Consider the following 19623-nt stretch of genomic DNA (forward strand, 5'->3'; position numbering starts at 1 on the left):
GTGAAAATAGGAATAGTTATATTTTTTTACTACCTAATACAATCCCGCTCACTACATATAGAATAGATGCAATATAAAAAATTGTACCAATCGTAAAGAAATCTACTAAATATCCCGTGGCAATAACCGCTACTGCTCCGCCAATGGATGTCCACACATGGTATTTTCCAATCTCATAACCAGCCTTTTCCTGCGCAACCTTTCGTGCTAATGAAGTCTTCTCAGTATTACGCTGCACAGCACCTAAAACTCCCATTACAATTTGAAGAATATACACATGCCATACTTCCGTGGCAATCGGAAAGCAAAGCATTAAGATTGCCATGGACCAAGCGTATATGATTAATAATTTTTTATCACCTACTTGATCAGATACCTTTCCCACTAGTGGATATACAAGCGCTGATGTTAAAGCAAATAAGCCATACGCCCAGCCAAATTGCGAGAAGCTATTTCCAACGTTTCGAAGTAATAATATATAAAAAGGAAATACCATACTTCCTGCCATCATGATAATACTTTGCGAAGCCACAAATCTTCTATATGTCATTTCGTATACTCCCTATAAAATAAATTAACAAATCGCTCTTCTGAATCTACTTCCTTCTTTTTCTTGAGAAATTCTTCAATACGAGGATATGCCCTCTTTAACTGCTCTTTCGTTGGATAAGAATAGTACGGCAAATAGTAACTACCGTTATGCTTTAAAGTAACATCAATCATCTTCCGAATGACATCCTCTGTTCTCTTTATCTCACTCTCTGAGCGTCCCTGGTTAATCAAAAGAACCAGCGCAAACATATCATCTTTCGCATAGGACAAAACTGCATTTTCATTCTTTTCCACGTAACGAATCGTAATGTTGAGTAAATTAAACTCTTCTTCATTTAATACGTTACGTAAATCATCTATATACTCTGTGAAAGCATCTATAGGCACAAAGTATTCTTGTAACACTTCGGTCCTATTTGGATTTTCATATTCCATAAAAGCACTATCTGATCTCATAACATTATTACGCGTCTCATACTTTCCATCTGTACGTTCAAAATAACCTCTTTGTATATCCCAAAATGTATTCTTTCCCCAATCACTATAACGTGATAACCCAAGTAAAAATTTCGGTGCAGCTATAATATTTTCTTCCTTTAATTCACTGTACTCTTCTCTCATATTTTGATTTTGTGCCAAAGTATAATCCGTCACATACATCTCTTTTAAAAATGAATTTGGAGCAACAGAAATACGTGCTAAGTGCATACGAACATTCTCATCTCTTTTCACTTTCTCTTTGAAATAAGATGCGTATTCTTTATAATCTATCATTCTCGTGTGCATTTCATATAATTCATCTTCTGTTAACTTCAGCGTCATATCTAAAATAACTCCAAATAAACCGTAACCCCCAATGACATATGGAAATAACTCTGCATTTTCTTCTCTACTTACATTACGTACCGTGCCATCTGCCATTAACAATCTAAATGAATCTACTGTATCAATCAGTGCCTCATGACGAATATCACGCCCGTGTACATTTACACTTAATGAACCGCCAACAGTAAAAATATTTTGAGACTGCATGACCTGTACCGCAAGGCCATAAGGATTTATTTTCTTCTGAATATCATTCCAGGTGACACCACTTTGAACTGTAATCCGCTTCTTCTCTGGATCAAATTCTAATATTTTATTATATCCTTTCATATCGAGCATCGTGCCATTCGGATAATATGTCTGTCCTCCTTGGCTATGTTGCATGCCTGCAATGGAAATTTTCTCTCCTGAAACTTTTGCATCTCGCACTAATTTTATTAACGAGTGCTCTTCCGTAGCACTTTCAACACGTTTTATTTTCGTCGGAAGCAATTTACCTACATCACTCATAATAGGATGATCAATTTGTTTTTTATACGTATGTACAGACGTTGCAAGCAAAACCGTATATGCGACAATGACCACTGCTATCTTTCTTTTTTTCAAAGGACACTCTCCTTATTAGCAACAAAAAGAGATACCCGTTCTTTCAGGTACCTCTCTTGACAGTGATTACTTTGCTGCTGGCAATTGTATTGGATCAAATTTATCATACGATGTAAACTTTGCATCCGTAATAATATGCGCTTTATCCTCACCATTGCTACTCATAACCATATCTATCTTTGCTGATTCATATTTAAAATCTTTTGTAATAATATATTCCCCATCTATTTCTTCTATCTTTGCATTTTGGCCTTGTAGCATTTGTTTCTGCTTTTCATCCATACTAGCTAACATACTCTCTGTCTCTTGCCCTTTTAATGCAAACTTCAGCTTATAATTATCTCCACTTTTCTCCATCTTCACTTTATTTAAAATTTCCGATGGAATCTCTAAATTATCTACCATTCCTTGAGTCGCGTTCATTCCGTTAGCATTTAATTGTTCCTCTGGTACAGACATAACTTCACCCGTATTAGGATTTTTCAACTGACCAGCAATTTTGCCACCCACATCATAAACAACAACCTCTGTACCAGAAACATTCATTTCAGAACGAGAATTTTTTTTCTTCGGCTCTAGTTGCATTTTGGCCTTTATTACATTCATCTCTGTTCCTTCAGCCTTTATTCCCACATCATATGTCATCGTTACATTTTCTTCGTTTTTAAAAGCTTCATTCGCTTTATTAAAAACATCCTTCGCTGTTAATTCCTTTTCTTTCTGCACAGCTTCTTTTTTCGGTTCATCAGTCTTTTTTGTTTTCTCATTACTACACCCTACTCCTAGACCGACTGCAAGTACTAAACTTGAAATTAAAATAAATTTTTTCATAACGTCCCCTCCTTCCCAAAAATAATATCATCTCTTTTCCTATGAAATCTATATAATTCGTAATATTTATCTTTAAATTTATTTCCTATATAACAACATGTTTGAGAAAAAGTTTAAATATGATGTAAATAATAACAACTCATTTCAGGAGGTCAGGATGAAAGCGATTATTTGCACAAAGTATGGACCACCTAATGTTCTCCAGCTTCAAAATGTAGAAAAGCCTAAACCTAAAAAAAATGAAGTATTAGTTAAAATTCACGCAACAAGTGTATCAACTGGAGATTGTAGAATACGTGGCTTTAATAGCCCCCTCTTATTTTGGATTCCTATGCGGATCATATTAGGTTTCAGAAAACCGAGAAAACCTATACTTGGCGTAGAATTATCCGGTGAAATCGAAGACATTGGAACAGATGTAACACAATTTAAAAAAGGAGATCCAGTTTTTGCATTAACAGAACTAAACCTTGGTGGCTATGCGGAATACACATGCGTGCATGAAAGTGGATTAATAGCATTAAAACCTACCAATGTGACATATGAAGAAGCTGCCGTTATTCCTTTTGGCGGAACTTCAGCATTGCACTTCCTTAGAAAAGGACAGATAAAAAAAGGGCAACGAGTACTTATATACGGCGCCTCTGGGTCAGTAGGGACAGCTGCCGTACAACTTGCGAAATACTTCGGGGCGACTGTCACAGCCATTTGTAGTAGTTCGAATTTCGATTTAGTAACAGCTTTAGGGGCAGACAACGTAATTGATTATATGAAAGAAGATTTTACTAAGCGGGGCGAGCACTATGATATTATATTTGATGCAGTTGGAAAATATAAAAAGTCTCTTTGTACAGATGCATTAATGCCTAATGGAAAATATGTATCTGTGAACGGAATGATGGCAAAGGTCAGTAAAGAAGATATGAACCTACTAAAACAACTAGCTGAAACAGAAAAGCTAAAGCCTGTTATTGATAGAACTTACCGATTAGAAGAAATTGCTGAAGCTCATATATATGTAGAAAAAGGACATAAAAAGGGGAACGTTTCGATTACCTTAAAATAAAATATATTCTGAAAATATCATTGACAATTCTTTTTGTACGATTTACTATTAGTACCATATTCAAAACTACATACACATACTCTTATCAAGAGTGGCGGAGGGACTGGCCCGATGATGCCCGGCAACCGAGCTTATGACGTATAAGCTAAGGTGCTAATTCCTGCAAAACGAGTTTTCGTTTTGAAAGATAAGAGAGGAATCTATTTCGTCTATTCGGCACCTCTCTTATTTTGGGAGGTGCTTTTTATTTTGGAACGTATATGAAGGGGGATTTATAGATGAAAAAGGTATTATTAAGCATTGTAAGCGGAGCAGTATTATTATTAGGCGCATGTAGCGTGAGTTCAAATAAAGAGGTAAAAGCATTAGACGAGAAAAAGATTACTGTCGGTGTAACAGGTGGACCACATGAACAAATTTTTGAAAAGGTAAAAGAAGTTGCAGCAAAAGATGGTCTCGAAATTGATATAAAAGTATTTAATGATTATGTAGCGCCAAACGTATCATTAGATGAAAAAAGCCTTGATGTAAATAGTTACCAAACGAAATCGTATTTAGATGTATTTAAAGCTGAACGCAATATGAAATTAGCTGAAGTATTTTCAACAGTAACATTCCCTATGGGCGTATATTCTAAAGATATAAAAGATGTAAAAGACTTGAAAGAGGGCGATGCAATTGCTGTACCAAATGATCCAACGAATGAACTTCGAGCTTTAAAATTATTTGAAAAAGCAGGGGTTTTAAAAGTTGATCCAAAGGCTACAGAAAAAGCGACTGCAAAAGATGTAATTGAAAATCCAAAAAAATTAAAGATTGTCGAATTAGAGGCATCTCAATTACCAACGCAACTAAGTGAAGTGAAAGCAGCTGCAATTAACACAAACTTTGCATTAGGTGCAAAATTAAGTCCAGCGAAAGATTCTATTTTCCGCGAAGGAAAAGATTCACCCTATGTGAACTGGGTTGTTGTTCGTACTGAAAATAAAGATGATGCCGTTGTAAATAAATTAAAGAAAGCTTATCAATCTAAAGAAGTAAAAGAGTTTATCGAGAAAAAATTTGATGGTTCAGTTTTACCATCTTGGTAGGAGCTGACGATAATGATTGAATTAAAAAACATATCCAAAGTATTTACAACAAAAAAAGGGAATGTTGAGGCTCTTAAGTCTACTTCCCTTAAAGTAGAAAAAGGCGAGGTATTTGGAATCATTGGGTATAGTGGCGCTGGTAAAAGTACATTGATTCGATGTGTAAATTTATTAGAAAAACCAACGACAGGAAATATCATTGTAAACGAACAAGACTTAACAACGTTATCGACAAAAGAACTAGCAAAAGCGAGACAAAGAATCGGAATGATCTTTCAAGGATTCAATTTACTTAAAACTGTTACCGTTTATGAAAATATCGCATTACCGTTACGGCTTGCTGGCATTCCAAAAGCAGAAATTGAAAAAAGAGTAGAAAAGTATTTACGCATTGTCGATCTTTTTAATCGAAAAGATGCGTATCCAAGCGAACTTTCTGGTGGTCAAAAACAGCGTGTTGCAATTGCTCGTGCGCTATCACATGAACCTGAAGTGTTATTAAGTGATGAAGCAACGAGCGCATTAGATCCCGAAACAACCGATTCTATCCTTGATTTGCTATTAAAGATTAACGAAGAAATCGGAATTACGATTTTACTCATTACACATGAAATGAATGTCATCCAGCGTATATGTGACCGCGTTGCTGTTATGGAACATGGATCTGTAGTCGAAAGTGGGACTGTAAAAGATATTTTCACAAACCCACAACATGTAACAACGAAGAAATTTGTAAATAGCGCATTTGCAGCGAAAATTCCAGAAGAGGTACAGAAAGAACTACAAAGTACTGGAGAAATTGTAACACTTTCATTTATTGGCACTACTTCAGGGGAACCTGCCTTAGCCGTTGCCACAAAACGTTTCCAAGTGTATCCGAATATTTTATCCGGTAATATTACGCAGTTAAAACATGAAGCATATGGGAAACTAGTCGTTCATATGCAAGGGGAACAAAATGAAATCCACCGTGCTTTATCATTTTTACAAGAGCAAGGAATCATCGTAGAAGGAGGTAGAACAGACTATGGGAAACAAGTCCTTTTTGGATGAGTGGGGTAAAGTCATATGGGAAGCTACGATCCAAACCTTTCAAATGACATCTATTTCATTACTCATCTCGATCCTTATTGCACTGCCACTTGGTGTTACACTTGTTTTAACGAGACCTGGTGGACAGCATGAAAATAAAATCATCTATCCTATTCTTAATACGGTTATTAATGTTATTCGCTCTCTTCCATTTATCATTCTATTATTCTTTATTTTGCCTTTTACAAAGTTTCTAATGGGAACGTCCATTGGCGTGCAAGGTGTTATCGTACCGCTTGTCGTCTTCACAGCCCCTTATATCGCACGTTTAATGGAGACAGCTTTACTAGAAGTCGATCGCGGTGTCATTGAAGCCTACCAAGCGATGGGCGTTTCTACTATAAAAATTATTTGGCACGTTATGGTGAAAGAAGCACGTCCCTCCCTTGTACTCGGATTAACAATCGCAACGATCGGCTTAATCGGCGCAACAGCAATGGCTGGCCTTGTAGGTGCTGGCGGGCTAGGGGATTTAGCATACCGCTTCGGACATTTACGCTACGAGCCTGAAGTAATGTATGCAACCGTCTTTATTTTAATTATCCTCGTTCAAGGATTACAGTCTTTAGGGAATGGTGTTGCACGAAGATTGAAGAAAGATTAAAAAAAGAAGGCATCTCACCAAGGTGAGATGCCTTCTTTTTTATCTTTTAAATCCACCTTCTGAATGAATAACTTGCCCAGTAATCCACTCGGCCTCTTCACTTACTAAAAATTTAATGAGTCTAGCTGCATCCCTTGGCTCACCAATTCTGCCAAAAGGAAACAGCGGCTTTAACCCTTGTTTTATCTCTTCAGTCATCCATCCTGTATCGGTTGGTCCTGGATTAATTGCATTCACTGTTATTCCTAAATGAGCTACCTCTGCTGACAACGTACTAGTAAGAGCATCAATAGCTCCCTTCGTTGTCGCATAAGCTAGTTCTCCTGCCATAGGACCTTGAAATTGCCCCGAAGTAATATTAACAATTCTACCACCATATTTCTTATCAAATCCCCGGGAAAATTGACTACTGAGCAATGTAGTCGCACGAACATTTACCATATAATGCTTATCTAATTCTTCAGCAGTCAACGTAGAGAAATCATTATTCGTAGAATATGCTGCATTATTAATTAATATATGAGGGTACCCTAATTGTTCAGTAACTTTATTTATAAGATCTTTCGGTGCATCATTCTGAGTTAAATCTAACTCCATACTTGAGACTTTAACACCGTTTTTTAGTAACTCTTCTTTTAATTGTATTTGTTCATTTTTATCAACGCCCCAAGGCATCTCTTTATCGTAAGCTGTCCAATACGTAAAAAATATATCGTATCCTGATTCAGCTAATTCTTTACAAACCGCTGCGCCTATACCATCTAGACGACTTACCCCTGTAATAACTGCTACTTTATTTTTCAATTGGTTCATCATATACTCCTCCAAGTTTAAAGGACGCATATTTTATATAAGAGATATAAACTTTCCCACAAAAAAGACAGATACATAAAATAGGCACCTATCCTTATAAAAGGGATGTACAATCCAAATATGCATTCCTTGAATGATTTACAGATAACTAAATAAACCCTCGCTTATGAGAGCAAAATTCATCTATCTAGTTTCTAATCATTACAAGTTCATCCACATATCTAGTCTTTGCCTCCTTTTGATATATCTCTATTATTAGTCTATCAAAAAAGATGAAATGTTACAAAAAATAAAACAATTACTCAAAACATATATTCGTTCACACTTCCTCCATTGTGAATTTATTCACAATGGATATATAATAAACATGTAAATACAATATTGGAGGGATTTCAATGGTTATCAATTTTTTAAGAACTGATAAACGTGCTACTTTCATATTATTACTTTTACGGCTTTACATAGGATATACATGGCTCGCTGCTGGGATAGGCAAAGTCTTCGGACAATCTTTTGACGCAAGCGGTTTTCTAAAGGGTGCTATTGCTCAAGCATCAGGTGACCATCCTGCAGTACAAAGTTGGTGGGCAGATTTCCTTCAACATTTTGTCCTTCCAAACGCAGACCTATTTAGCTTTTTAGTTCAATGGGGAGAAATTTTAGTAGGTCTAGGTTTGATTTTAGGCGGATTAACAAAAACAGCTGCATTTTTCGGAATCATAATGAATCTTTCATTTTTATTAAGTGGAACCGTTAGTGTAAACCCAAACCTGCTTATTTTGACTATGTTCATTTTAGTTGCAGGGCAGAACGCTGGACGTATTGGATTAGATGGCTATGTTTTCCCTAAACTTTTCCGTAAAAACAACCACAGAACATATAAATTAAGTAAAACTGCGTAGTAACAGTTTACTTTTAAAATATAAATAAGAAAAAGAGCCTGAATATAGGCTCTTTTTCTTATTTATCCTAATTTAAACTTTTAACGAACCACGAAAACCTCTGGCAGCATAGTAAGAGTCTGCTCCATTGTGGTACACGAAAACATGTCCAAAGCGATAATCGCAAAATAGAGCACCACCAAGCTCTCTAATATCTGAAGGTGTTTGTACCCAACTCGATGATTTCATATCAAAATCTCCAAGTTGTTGTAACTCTCGATATTGTTCTTCCGTTAATAACTCAATGCCCATAGCATTGGCAACATCAATAACGTTATTTTCTGGTTTATGTTTTTTTCTTGATTCTAACGCTTCAAGATCATAACAAAGACTTCTGCGGCCTTTAGGACTCTCCTTTGAACAATCATAGAAAGTATATTCGTCCTTTTCTTCATCATAACCAACAACATCCGGCTCACCACCAGTTACTTCCATTTCGTTAAGTGACCACATTTTTTCATTATTAGTAGTCAGCTTCGCTTCAACTTTAGCCCATTCAAGACTTTCATGGCGGTTCATGTTTTTCTCAAAACGAGCTTGCAATACTTTCAATAACTCTTCACGTTTTTCTACTAGTAAGTCATTTTTATTTCCTGTCATATTAGTCCTCCCTGATGTATGTACTGATAGTAGTTTAAGTATATATTTTATAATAAATCATCTCAATATGAAGACCGTTTCAACCTTATGTCTTGTACAAACATCCATTACAAAGTCCTAAAGCCCTCCATACTCTCCTCAAGAATATAGTGTGAAAACCACATCAAGTTCTGCTTCATAATAGCCACATGAACTCCTGGTTGGTCAGAACTATATGCCATTCCTTTAAATATAATTAATTCTGTATCAACTTCCATATCCATTAATCCTTGATATAGATCATATGCATTTGTAATTGGAATTCTTGCATCCTTTTCCCCATGTTGAATTAAGGTAGGCGTACAAGCTGATTTAATATACGTCATAGGTGATGTCTTCGTATATATCTCTGGATCATTCCATGGAGTATTTCCTAAATACATTCTAATAAAGTAAGGTATATCTGTATTTACATAATGGGTACTCCAGTTAGTGATTCCACCGCCAACTGAAATAGCTTTAAACCGACTACTAAACGTAGAACAGAAAGCTGATACATATCCACCGTTGCTCCATCCCATAACTCCTACTCTATCCTTGTCTACCATCCCTTTTTCTACTAGTTCATCCACTCCAGATATAACATCATCGTAGTCAGCAATCCCCTGTTTTCTATAGTTAGCTTTTAAAAATTCATTACCATAACCTGAACTTCCTCTGTAATTTGGTTCTAAAACGATAAAGCCTTTTTCAACAAACTGTTCAATCGGATATTTCTCATTGAAGCAGTCTGAAAATATCGGAAAAGATGCCCAAGCCGGACCGCCGTGAATTACTACTAATAAAGGATATTTTTTATTAGTGTCAAACTCTACTGGCGTTGATAAAACACCTTCTATTTCAAGACCATCACTACTTTGCCATGAGATGATTTCCCTGTTACTTCTAAGTTTCCCTTTGAAAAAGCTATTTTCATCCGTTATTTTTTTATCGTCTAAATAGATTTCAAAGGTTTCATTTGTTATTGCCTTATTGTAGGATATATGTTTGCCATCCTTTGTTATAGAAGCATCCATTATAAAGCCATCTACTTTTTCGCTTAATATTTCCACAGTGCCATCTTCGGCTAGCAAACCAATAAGATAATTCGTTTTATTCTGCCACCTAATTAAAACCCCTTTAGCTGTCCACTGTAATGGCATAACCGTACTATCAAAATTTATTACAGGTTGAATTACCTTTCCGGTATTTATATCATATATCTCTAACGTACTATCTTGTATATGGTTTCTATAGTAATCCTTCTCTCTTATGCTTGCTGTGTAACATATTTTACTGCCGTCAGGAGAAAAGCAAACACTCCCTCCCAACAACTTATCCACATTCAGCTTTTGTAGCTCTCCAGCTTTAATATGGAGTATGTATAGATCTCCATTTATATAATCTGCCATATTTGAGCTTGGTGTCGCCATAAATACAACCTTTTTACCATCCTTTGAAATATCAAATTCATGGATATGAAAATCCTTACCATCCGTTAATTGATAAACAACTCTGTTCTCGTGTTCATCTGTATCACTTTGTATCACCTTTTCTATTTCAATGTAATATAAACCATTATTCTGGTGTTCCTTACCTATATGTTGAAAATCTCCATATAGGTCCTTACGTTTCTTTATCTCCTCACATTCTTTTGACTGCGTAACATAATAAAGACCCTTTCCAGTAGGACCCCATTTGAATGTACTGACTCCTTCTTTCTCATCAGTAATTTGAACATCTCTATAACCATCTAGTGACTTAACAAATATCTGATTTTCCCCATCACCAACTGGACTAAGATATGCGATGCACCTAGCATCTGGAGACCATAATGGGTGTGTACTATCTATATCACTATTTGATAATGGGTAACTCTGCTTCTTATCTTTTTCATATATCCATACATGATTCCTATATATATTGTCTTTCCAATCAGCCGTCTTCTGAACAAATGCTACGTTTTTACCATCATCACTTATGTTTGTACTTGATACGGTTGGTAATGAAATAACCTCTTCTATACTTAAATATGTTTTTTCATTCACTTTCATCAATATACCCCCTCGAAATGTCCATAAATCTCTCGTCTCTTTTTGTCGTAATAAAGGAAATTGTTCACGAATACTTAAAATGGTAACGGAAAATTCAGATAAATAAAAGTGAAGTCGATAAAGTAAAACTTTAATTTATGGAGTTCTATCCACTTACCAATTCTAGATGTTCTTTTTCGACACAAAAACACCCCTTTTAGATACAAATTTGTAAATTTATTTTAAAGCTATAACTATATGTTGGTTTGGAATAAAATTTGATAGAAATGAAGTCACAAATCTTTATTTAACAACAAAAAAATTCATTTTGAAAAAACGATTGATCAAAATAGAATTACTCTTTTTAACTAAGTATGAGATTTTTATAAAAAAATTTTAATCAAAACTCACTTAGAATCTTTACTTGAAGGAATAAAGCTTCGCATCTTTTTTGTGAACATCGTTAAACTAAGATAAATTTTGACCGTATCTGTAATTAATTGTAAAATATTATACGTAGAAAGGTATTATAAAATAAATATAGAAGGGGTATGTTTTTTAGTTTTAAAGGGGCTAAAGCACATCTATTTTATGTTTTCAAAGGGAGAATTGAAAAATCATATGAAGAATTTCAAAAAGAGTACAGGTAAAATTTTACTAGCATCCGGATTAGTAGTTTCTATGTCAGCTTGTAGTGTAACAAATTTATTTGGAGAAAAAGAAAAAACAAATGCTGAATCTGGTAAACAAGAAAGTAAAGAAACTAAGACAGAAGGAACAAATTCAACTAAGTCAGAAGGTAAATCATCTGAAACAAAGGAAAAATCAACTAACTCAAAAGAAGAAAGTAAAGATGTTAAGATGATTATGGTTTTACCTGAGGATTACCCACAACTTATGGTAGACATTGAAGAAGACTTATTAAGACGTCTAGATTACTATGATGCCTCTGTGAGGGATAATAAAAAGGGAAGTAAGTCAAATGAAGAGGTACGAGATAGTATTAAAGACTTAGATAAAGTATTTAATAAAATAGAGCGTATAGATGCACCAGGAAAATACAAGGAAGATCATAAGGAAATTGTAAAAGCTGTTCAAAAGTTAAAAGAATCTTTTAAAGAAGTATCGAAGTTATTTGATTACTCTAAAACACTTAAAGATACGGATGATGCAATCATAGATAAAGCAAACAATAAATTAGATGAAGCAAAACGCATTTGGAAACCTGTATTTAATAAGTTAAAAGCGGAAGCTAAGGGTGGTTCAACAACTACTTCTACAACAAGTGGTACTAGTTCTTCTAACTCACCGAGTTTATCTAGTGGTAATACAGTTAAAACATACAGTACCCAAGATAAAACTGGTATATTCAAAGGGAAAATTGATACACCAGACGAGGATTCCGCTAAGTTTAAGAATGTACAGAACAACTATAAAGACGGTACAGAGCTTGTAGGTAATTGGGGTATTGATTACGGAGACGGAGTCAAAACTACGTTAGTCCTAAAAGCAGATAAGACATTTGAAACATATGCAAATGGTTCTTATCCCAATAAAGATAATTACTTAACAGGAACATACCAAGCAGACGTTTCTTCCCATCAGTTAACGCTAATGGTGGAAAAAGGAACTCAAAATGGTCAAGAAGTGAAATTGGAAAGACCTATTTATTCATCATATGAGGTTAAAAATTTAGATGGTAAAGCGTTACAGATTTTCCACATAGACGAACAAGTAACAATTTGTTATGTAAAACAATAAATAACTAAAAAAACTCTGTAAAATGATTTTTACAGAGTTTTTTCTTAGTTTTAATTTATTTCAAACGCATAACTATTGTTTAATAATAATAAAGTTGTTTAATTTCGTTTCTAGAAATGCAGTAACGTTCTATTTATTAATTTGGTAGGAGGTTATTAAAGTTGTTTCAAATTTATTTTCTACTTTCATTTGATGACTTTTTAGGAATAATAAAGTTATTTAATTTTTTAGGTTCATTAGTATATGTTTTACGAACAATTTTATTTCCTCAATCTCCGAATAATTGCTAAAAAAACTTATTCCTTTTTAGCCTATCAGCTTTCTTTTATCACATGCTTCTAAAAAAGCAATCTTCAAAAAGTTTTGCTCTGCAAATTTATTATTCTCTGCCATTGTCTTTATCAATTCAAGTGCCTCTTTCGGGGACATATAACTTGAAAATTCTTGAGTTACTTGACTATACCAATAGTAAGCTCCATTACCCTTAATAATCTTATCTTTATATCTCTCTTCGATACCAAAAATATCTTTCCATGTTTCTGTCTCTTCTTTAAAGTTTTGTGATTGAATATTTAATTCAATATCATTACCTTGTAAATTTTCAATATTACTAGAGTTAAGTTCCATATTCACGCTTATATCAATAACTTCCTCCGTAAAAGGAAAAAATGCCTTTCTTCGTATTTTAGATGATTTAGCTTTATCTACGCTATACAAAGGATTTTTAGCTAACTTATACGATGAGTTACACTCATGACAAATTGGAGCTAAATTTTTCATATTTATTGAATTGAAGGCATAAGTACTCTTTGGTAAGAAGTGATCATATGCTTCCCTTTTAGAACTAAAACTCCCTTTGATTTCGTTTAAACCACAAAATGGACATATTCCTATATTATTAGTACCAACTAGCTGTTTATAATGATCATTTATTGTTCCTATTTTCTTTTTAACATCACTTAAATGTATAACATGCTCAAATAAATTAATGAAAAAAGTTTTTAACTCACCGGCTAAGTCTTTATTAAATCCTTCAATATCTTTATAAGTTAAGGGCTCATACCCATCGACATTAGCACACAATTCTTCAATTGAATTATTTTTTATATACCCCATTCTCAAATCATTTAACTGCTTTTCACTTAAGTTTTTGAAATGATTATAAATCCTAGAGATAGGACCTAACAAGTAATCATTAGTTACCCGCCCTTTTTGTATATCTAAAAGCAAGTCCTTAAACTCTGGCAAATCATTTAATTTTTCTATATCGAATTCACCTTCTGCTTTAACCCAGATTTCTAGAAATAAAAAATCAATATACTCTTGCACCTTCTCTAAACTGTGAGAAATATATTTATAGCCAAAAAGCATTATTTTCCATCCCCATGATTAAGAATCTTATTTATAAATAGAATTTTTTCAACAGAATCACCTAATAGTATGTGTGCATCACTTACAATTCCTGCAACGTTTTCACCATTTAGATAACGATTTTCTAATTTATTAATCTCACTTAGTGCATGATCCCCTATAGTTTCACGTCGTCCAAATAAGTCCATGGTAATTTTATGAGTTGATGCACCTAGAGTATTAAAACTTGGGCGAGTAGCTTTAACTACTTGATCTATATTATCCCGATTAAAAAGTAGTACATATTCTTTACGACTATCTGAAACTAAAAAAGGTGTATGAGTCGTTATAAGCATGTCACGTACTGTACTTTTATTCTTCTCTTTCTGAAAACATTCACGCAAACAAGAAATAAACTTTGCTCTCCATTCTGGATTAAAATGCGTCTCAGGTTCATCTAAAAGAAATAAACAAGGCTCATCTTTAAAAAGTAAAGATAAACCTAAAGCATGTATAAATTGATGTTCGCCATCTGATAATGATTTAGTGTAGATTATATCTTCGATTCCGTCCTTATCTAATCTAAATTCTTTTATTCGAAAAATACTTTTCTCATCTAAAGATATCGATGTCATGTCTTGCTTTAAATAAATATTTTTTGATTTGTACAATCTATCTTTAGTATCTTGATTAATTATGTAATAATTTAATGTATATAATATTTGCAACGCCTGAAACAGTTCTAAAGCACTATTATTAAAATGAAATTTAAATGCTTTTTTAGTCTCCTCGTTAACATAAAAATCAAGTATTAAAAAAGTCTTCAAACCCTCTTCATCATATATAGTATTCTTAATTGTAGAACATTTTTTCAACTTTTCAATTGTTGTTAAAAGATTTGATGTAAGTTCTTTTCTTATTTTAGTATTTCTCTTATCCTTAGCATCAAGTGTGTATAAAAGTTCATCATGTATTTCCTCATACCGATGCTTTCCTATAACAAGGCGGAACTCTTTTACACCTCTTAAATTCAATTCTTTTTCAAAAGGAGCTAAAATTTCCTTAGGCTGTAATAAAAGATTACTCAATAAAATAGCTTGACTTAAATGATCATCTAAATAAATTAATCTACCTTCGGGTGCTTGTCCATAAAAAATATCCTTGATAAGAAAGTCTTTATATTCATCAAAATGAATAAACCGCATTTTATAAAATGGTAAACTCAAAATTTCATTTTCACCAGAAGAATATCCTATAATATACTTAGGAAGTAACTCCTTGATTTCACTTGCACTTAAGGAACCACTTCTTAAAGTCTCTTCATTACTAAACCTTTTTTGATTAACCCAATGTATCTGAGGTTTTTTATTCTCCTTTTTAACAATTTTTATATGAGCATATCCAACTTCATTTTTATGATTTAACTCATTTGGGACAGCAATTAGATATTCTAATTCAAAAGCGTCTGGGGTAGCTTTTTCACCTCTAAAACCATCTGGGTTTTCCTCTTCATCATATCTAAAATTTTCAGGACGATATTTGAGATAAATACATTCAATATGATAAAAAATAGAGGCTAGTGCTTCTAAAACATTAGATTTCCCACTACCATTTGGTCCAACTAAAATATACGGATTAAATTCATGAATTTCCTCATCCATTTGTGGATTAAAAAAATGTACTTCAAATCCTTTTTGAAGACTTCTAAATTTATCATCTATTTTTAGTCGTAGTAACTTCATCGATTCACCTTCAATACAACTTCATTTTTTATCTCATCAAAGTATTGAGATAAAATAGGAGAAGGACCTTTTAGCAAGGAAAAAACAATATTTTTTATCTCATCATGATCAGGTAACTCTTGTAATCCACTTTTTTCTAAACTCTTTATCAATTGAACCATACTTAGCTCTTCGCCTTGTTTAGATTTAATAATGGATATAATATCTATTTGCTGATTTTTATTTTTATTTTTTTCTTTTACTTCCTTTTGAATAAACTTTATACTTTCTAATCCTTCAATAGAAATTTTGTTTAAATTTATTTTACCTAGAAATACTTTATTCTCTAATTTTTTATATAATATTTCTAATAATTGAAGACTATCTTCATATTTTTTCTTAATATCTTCTATTTTTTTTAATATAGCTTCAAATTTATTTTGATATGATAAAGGTGGTACCTTAATCTTCAATTCCTTTATTATTCCTAAATTCAACCCACTCATAACAGCTCCTCTATTTCTTTTAAATAGTTGCATTTTTACCAGAGGGCTTGAATGGATTGCAAATGAAATAAAGTATGGGTTTACTAAGGATTCATCAAGAGTAATAGCTGCAAGATGCTTGGTATTAATAGCCAAAGGAATATCCTCTGGAATAACTGCCGATTTCCCAACTGTACCCATAATAGTGATTATAATATCTCTTGGATGAATTTTGTATTTTTTCAGTTCTTCATACTTTTCATGGCTTATAAATCTAGCTTCTTTCCATTCGAACTTATTCTTTACTGCATTATCAATACCTAAAACAGCAACAGCACCAGTTGATGTAAATTCACTATGTTTTAAATTACTACCAAAAGGACCTGTACGAATACTATTTTTTTCTTTTTTTGCAATTTGCTTTATATCTAATAAAGGCCATTCTTGATACTTTTTTGATTTAGAACCAAACATTTTCAAAAAAGTACTTAGTAATAAATCGTCCAACAGCCTTATACTTTCTTTTCTTTTTTTTATTAAGGAATCGCTCTGCGAAAGAACCTGAGCTATTCGATATTGATCGACATATTTAACAACTGGAATTTTTAAATTGGTTAATGCATTTCTATTAATATGAGGCATAACAGCACCATTTGAGGTTCTTTGAAAATAATTAAATTGCTTTTTAAGAAAAACACCAATATATGGTGGATAATATTTATCTTGCTCCTTAATTCTTAACCGCCCAATCGTGCTTCCTATAAAACCTGATTTCCCATACTCAACTATCCCTGCATTAGCACCGTCCCAAGCTATTAAAATATCACTCTTCTCTACAAAAATTCCTGCTTCATCATTTGTATATTTTATATTTTCATCACTTCTTAAATCCTCTGTAAAAATTACCCGCTTTGAATCTCTAGAAGGGTTTTCAATCAAATTATGTTTTTTTCCTTTAGTAATATCAATAATATCTCCTAGTTTAATCCATTTCATCGAATATACTCCTTAATTCAATGAGCTTTTCTTCTATTTCTTTCTCTAACTTTTCGATATCAAAAATTATATCCTTAGGCTCCTCATAAGTATCGTCTACAATTTCTTCTTCTTTATACCTAGAAATACTGAAATCATAACCTAAATCTTTAATTTCATTCTTTGCTACTAAAAAGCTTTTATCTGTACGACTATTTTTTTTCTTCTCGCTTTTTTGATGATATTTACTAACGATATCCTGCAAATCTCCATAACCCGATTCCTTCATACGTTTGTCATCGAGTGTATAACCATCACTTTGCATGTCATAAAACCATACATGCTCTGTTTGACCACCTTTAGTAAAAATAAGGATTGCTGTACTTACTCCAGCATAAGGCTTAAAAACACCACTTGGCATATTAATAATTGCTTTAAGTTCCGTTTTTTCTAATAACATTTTTCTTATAGCTACAAATGCTTTACCTGTCGAAAAGAGAACTCCTTGAGGCACTATGACTCCTGCACTGCCCCCAACCCGAAGCATATTATAAATACGCTCTATAAATAAAAGTTCTGTTTTTGTAGTTTTTACTTTTAATTTTGAGTTTATATCACTTTGATCTACACTACCTGTAAAAGGAGGATTGGCCATGATGATATCATATTTATTTTCTTCATTATATGCTTCACTTAATGTATCCTTATAATCTATATTGGGATTATCAATACCATGCATCATTAAATTCATTAAACCCAAACGAACCATAGTTATATCAATATCATAGCCATACAAACTCTTTCCAAGAATATTTTTAATATCCTCTGACAATAGACCACTTACAGAACTACGATAAAATCCATCCTCATCTTGAATAACGGTATCTTTATTCTTATCAAGTTTAGTTGCAATATATTGGTAAGCTCCCAGTAAAAAACCTCCCGATCCACATGCAGGATCCGCAATTTTATTACCAATTTCCGGTTCCAAAAGTTCATTTATAAGTTTAATGATATGTCTGGGTGTACGAAATTGACCGTTTTTACCCGAGCTAGAAATTTCATTAATAAGGAGTTCGTATACATCACCTTGGATATCTTGAAAACTTTGATTTCTTTCAATCGAATCTTTTTTAATTTCCTCAAAAATTTCTTCTATTATTTGAATCGTTTCTTCTAACAATTTGGGTTTTGAAATTGCAAACACAGCGTTCTTCATATGCTTAGCAAAAGGAGCCGTCTCCACACTTAATGATTTTAGAAAAGGAAAAACTTTAGTATTTATATGAGGAATTAGATCCTCAGAATTCATTCCTTTAAAATAGCTCCACCTTAATGTTTCTTTATCAATTTCCTCTTTTGTACCAGGAACCATAAATTTGCCTTCAAACTTCGATTTATAATATTCACCACTGGATTGAGCTTTATTCTTATTTTCTAAATCGAGATCATCAATTCTTTTAATAAAAAGAAGATAAGTAATTTGTTCAATGGCTGTTAAAGGATTGGATATACCATTACTCCAGAATTTCTTCCAGAGCTTATCCACTTTTTGCTTTAATACTAAATTATTTTGTAACATGCATAAAACCCTCTCATTTTATAGGACAATCGATTACAATCTTTCACTAATTCATACGATTTGGAAATAGGCTAAGATTATATATAATCAAGTTTCTGAAAACCGAACACACTTTCTATTTTACCATAAAAGTTAAAAATCAAACCTCCTTTAAACTAATTAAACTACAGACGTTTATTTAAGTTTTTATCATATCTTGAGCTCTCTGTCTTAAGCACTGCACTGTATTATTAGTAATTTTTTGAGGATAACTGATTTTATTTCAAACATAAGTTTCATTATTTTTATTATTTATCCCTTCTAGGAACTGAAATAATAAAAAACAATTAATAACTACAGACATTTCAATTATATACAAAACCTCTCTCGGTTCAATATTCTCTAATATAAAATTTGTATTTAATACTAGGCATATTCTTCCTCGTCATTCTTTCAAATACTTTAGTTAATTTTTTACTTAATATATGATTTTTATTAGTCTAATTTATAATTATACTATAAATGCTATTTAATAAATCAGCTTTAATGATATCCATATGTTTTGTTTTTTTCGATTCGTTGATACATATTCTTTTTTTCCTCTTTCGTTAAAGTGATATTGATGCATCTTTAAATATAAATCTGATGAATTTTCAATATCAAATTCCACTAAATATTTCTTCTACATTGCTTATTAC

General features: G+C 32.8%; 16 protein-coding genes and 1 riboswitch. Of the genes, 6 read left to right on the forward strand and 10 right to left on the reverse strand.

Going from position 1 to position 19623, the window contains the following annotated elements:
- Positions 1-16 precede the first annotated feature (16 nt).
- The 3 genes from GBN91_RS25535 to GBN91_RS25545 form a co-directional block, all read right to left on the reverse strand.
- The gene (locus tag GBN91_RS25535) at positions 17-550 is read right to left on the reverse strand and encodes an MFS transporter (protein ID WP_065223227.1); all 534 of its coding nucleotides are present in this window, start codon (positions 548-550) and stop codon (positions 17-19) included.
- The gene (locus tag GBN91_RS25540) at positions 547-1983 is read right to left on the reverse strand and encodes an FAD-binding oxidoreductase (RefSeq protein WP_046392313.1); all 1437 of its coding nucleotides are present in this window, start codon (positions 1981-1983) and stop codon (positions 547-549) included. Before GBN91_RS25540 ends, GBN91_RS25535 begins: the two co-directional genes overlap by 4 nt.
- Before the next feature lie 66 nt (positions 1984-2049).
- Positions 2050-2814 carry a DUF6612 family protein gene (locus GBN91_RS25545; RefSeq protein WP_000713522.1) on the reverse strand — a complete coding sequence of 255 codons (765 nt, stop codon included), beginning with the start codon at positions 2812-2814 and terminating at the stop codon, positions 2050-2052.
- Between the two features lie 157 nt (positions 2815-2971).
- On the opposite strand from GBN91_RS25545, the gene GBN91_RS25550 reads away from it, so the two are divergent.
- The 4 genes from GBN91_RS25550 (at position 2972) to GBN91_RS25565 (ending at position 6667) form a co-directional block, all read left to right on the forward strand.
- Positions 2972-3880, forward strand: coding sequence for an NAD(P)-dependent alcohol dehydrogenase (locus GBN91_RS25550; RefSeq protein ID WP_000643859.1), 909 nt, complete (start codon positions 2972-2974; stop codon positions 3878-3880).
- Positions 3881-3959: 79 nt separating this feature from the next.
- Positions 3960-4074, forward strand: a riboswitch (SAM riboswitch).
- Positions 4075-4158: 84 nt separating this feature from the next.
- A complete protein-coding gene (locus GBN91_RS25555; protein ID WP_000756997.1) occupies positions 4159-4971 on the forward strand; it encodes a MetQ/NlpA family ABC transporter substrate-binding protein in 813 nt (270 codons plus the stop codon).
- A 12-nt stretch (positions 4972-4983) separates the two neighbouring features.
- Entirely contained in the window at positions 4984-6024 is a 1041-nt protein-coding gene (locus tag GBN91_RS25560) for a methionine ABC transporter ATP-binding protein (protein ID WP_000571317.1), read from the forward strand.
- Positions 5999-6667 (forward strand): methionine ABC transporter permease, encoded by a 669-nt coding sequence (locus GBN91_RS25565; protein ID WP_048534860.1) that lies wholly within the window; start codon positions 5999-6001, stop codon positions 6665-6667. The genes GBN91_RS25560 and GBN91_RS25565 overlap by 26 nt, the downstream gene beginning before the upstream one ends.
- A 39-nt stretch (positions 6668-6706) precedes the next feature.
- On the opposite strand, the gene GBN91_RS25570 is transcribed toward GBN91_RS25565, so the two are convergent.
- Complete coding sequence (locus GBN91_RS25570; protein WP_033686082.1) at positions 6707-7483, reverse strand: SDR family oxidoreductase; 777 nt, start codon at positions 7481-7483, stop codon at positions 6707-6709.
- A 392-nt stretch (positions 7484-7875) separates the two neighbouring features.
- On the opposite strand from GBN91_RS25570, the gene GBN91_RS25575 reads away from it, so the two are divergent.
- Complete coding sequence (locus tag GBN91_RS25575; RefSeq protein ID WP_000236368.1) at positions 7876-8382, forward strand: DoxX family membrane protein; 507 nt, start codon at positions 7876-7878, stop codon at positions 8380-8382.
- 72 nt (positions 8383-8454) lie between these two features.
- Here the strand turns inward: GBN91_RS25575 and GBN91_RS25580 are convergent, their stop codons facing one another.
- A complete protein-coding gene (locus GBN91_RS25580) occupies positions 8455-9021 on the reverse strand; it encodes a DUF4256 domain-containing protein (RefSeq protein WP_000147397.1) in 567 nt (188 codons plus the stop codon).
- Between the two features lie 107 nt (positions 9022-9128).
- Positions 9129-11093, reverse strand: a complete 1965-nt coding sequence (locus GBN91_RS25585; RefSeq protein ID WP_152122625.1) for a S9 family peptidase — start codon at positions 11091-11093, stop codon at positions 9129-9131.
- A 588-nt stretch (positions 11094-11681) separates the two neighbouring features.
- On the opposite strand from GBN91_RS25585, the gene GBN91_RS25590 reads away from it, so the two are divergent.
- The gene (locus tag GBN91_RS25590) at positions 11682-12833 is read left to right on the forward strand and encodes a DUF3994 domain-containing protein (protein WP_414635045.1); all 1152 of its coding nucleotides are present in this window, start codon (positions 11682-11684) and stop codon (positions 12831-12833) included.
- Between the two features lie 306 nt (positions 12834-13139).
- On the opposite strand, the gene GBN91_RS25595 is transcribed toward GBN91_RS25590, so the two are convergent.
- From GBN91_RS25595 to GBN91_RS25610, 4 genes are read right to left on the reverse strand one after another with little or no spacing between them, the layout of a single operon-like run.
- The gene (locus tag GBN91_RS25595; RefSeq protein WP_152122627.1) at positions 13140-14204 is read right to left on the reverse strand and encodes an HNH endonuclease; all 1065 of its coding nucleotides are present in this window, start codon (positions 14202-14204) and stop codon (positions 13140-13142) included.
- The gene (locus GBN91_RS25600) at positions 14204-15925 is read right to left on the reverse strand and encodes a restriction system-associated AAA family ATPase (protein WP_152122629.1); all 1722 of its coding nucleotides are present in this window, start codon (positions 15923-15925) and stop codon (positions 14204-14206) included. Before GBN91_RS25600 ends, GBN91_RS25595 begins: the two co-directional genes overlap by 1 nt.
- Positions 15922-17385, reverse strand: a complete 1464-nt coding sequence (locus GBN91_RS25605; protein ID WP_152122631.1) for a restriction endonuclease subunit S — start codon at positions 17383-17385, stop codon at positions 15922-15924. The genes GBN91_RS25600 and GBN91_RS25605 overlap by 4 nt, the downstream gene beginning before the upstream one ends.
- Positions 17372-18946, reverse strand: a complete 1575-nt coding sequence (locus GBN91_RS25610) for a type I restriction-modification system subunit M (RefSeq protein ID WP_152122633.1) — start codon at positions 18944-18946, stop codon at positions 17372-17374. The genes GBN91_RS25605 and GBN91_RS25610 overlap by 14 nt, the downstream gene beginning before the upstream one ends.
- Between the last annotated feature and the right edge of the window lie 677 nt (positions 18947-19623).

It is taken from the genome of Bacillus sp. B1-WWTP-T-0.5-Post-4 (assembly GCF_009183795.1).
Taxonomy (GTDB): domain Bacteria; phylum Bacillota; class Bacilli; order Bacillales; family Bacillaceae_G; genus Bacillus_A; species Bacillus_A cereus.

Excerpts from the sequence above, each read along its gene's own strand:
- GBN91_RS25560 (WP_000571317.1), top strand. The coding sequence starts at position 4,984 with ATGATTGAATTAAAAAACATATCCAAAGTATTTACAACAAAAAAAGGG.
- GBN91_RS25535 (WP_065223227.1), bottom strand. The coding sequence starts at position 550 with ATGACATATAGAAGATTTGTGGCTTCGCAAAGTATTATCATGATGGCA.
- GBN91_RS25575 (WP_000236368.1), top strand. The coding sequence starts at position 7,876 with ATGGTTATCAATTTTTTAAGAACTGATAAACGTGCTACTTTCATATTA.
- GBN91_RS25605 (WP_152122631.1), bottom strand. The coding sequence starts at position 17,385 with ATGAAATGGATTAAACTAGGAGATATTATTGATATTACTAAAGGAAAA.
- GBN91_RS25545 (WP_000713522.1), bottom strand. The coding sequence starts at position 2,814 with ATGAAAAAATTTATTTTAATTTCAAGTTTAGTACTTGCAGTCGGTCTA.
- GBN91_RS25555 (WP_000756997.1), top strand. The coding sequence starts at position 4,159 with ATGAAAAAGGTATTATTAAGCATTGTAAGCGGAGCAGTATTATTATTA.
- GBN91_RS25610 (WP_152122633.1), bottom strand. The coding sequence starts at position 18,946 with ATGTTACAAAATAATTTAGTATTAAAGCAAAAAGTGGATAAGCTCTGG.
- GBN91_RS25570 (WP_033686082.1), bottom strand. The coding sequence starts at position 7,483 with ATGATGAACCAATTGAAAAATAAAGTAGCAGTTATTACAGGGGTAAGT.
- GBN91_RS25600 (WP_152122629.1), bottom strand. The coding sequence starts at position 15,925 with ATGAAGTTACTACGACTAAAAATAGATGATAAATTTAGAAGTCTTCAA.
- GBN91_RS25585 (WP_152122625.1), bottom strand. The coding sequence starts at position 11,093 with ATGAAAGTGAATGAAAAAACATATTTAAGTATAGAAGAGGTTATTTCA.
- GBN91_RS25550 (WP_000643859.1), top strand. The coding sequence starts at position 2,972 with ATGAAAGCGATTATTTGCACAAAGTATGGACCACCTAATGTTCTCCAG.
- GBN91_RS25565 (WP_048534860.1), top strand. The coding sequence starts at position 5,999 with ATGGGAAACAAGTCCTTTTTGGATGAGTGGGGTAAAGTCATATGGGAA.
- GBN91_RS25595 (WP_152122627.1), bottom strand. The coding sequence starts at position 14,204 with ATGCTTTTTGGCTATAAATATATTTCTCACAGTTTAGAGAAGGTGCAA.
- GBN91_RS25580 (WP_000147397.1), bottom strand. The coding sequence starts at position 9,021 with ATGACAGGAAATAAAAATGACTTACTAGTAGAAAAACGTGAAGAGTTA.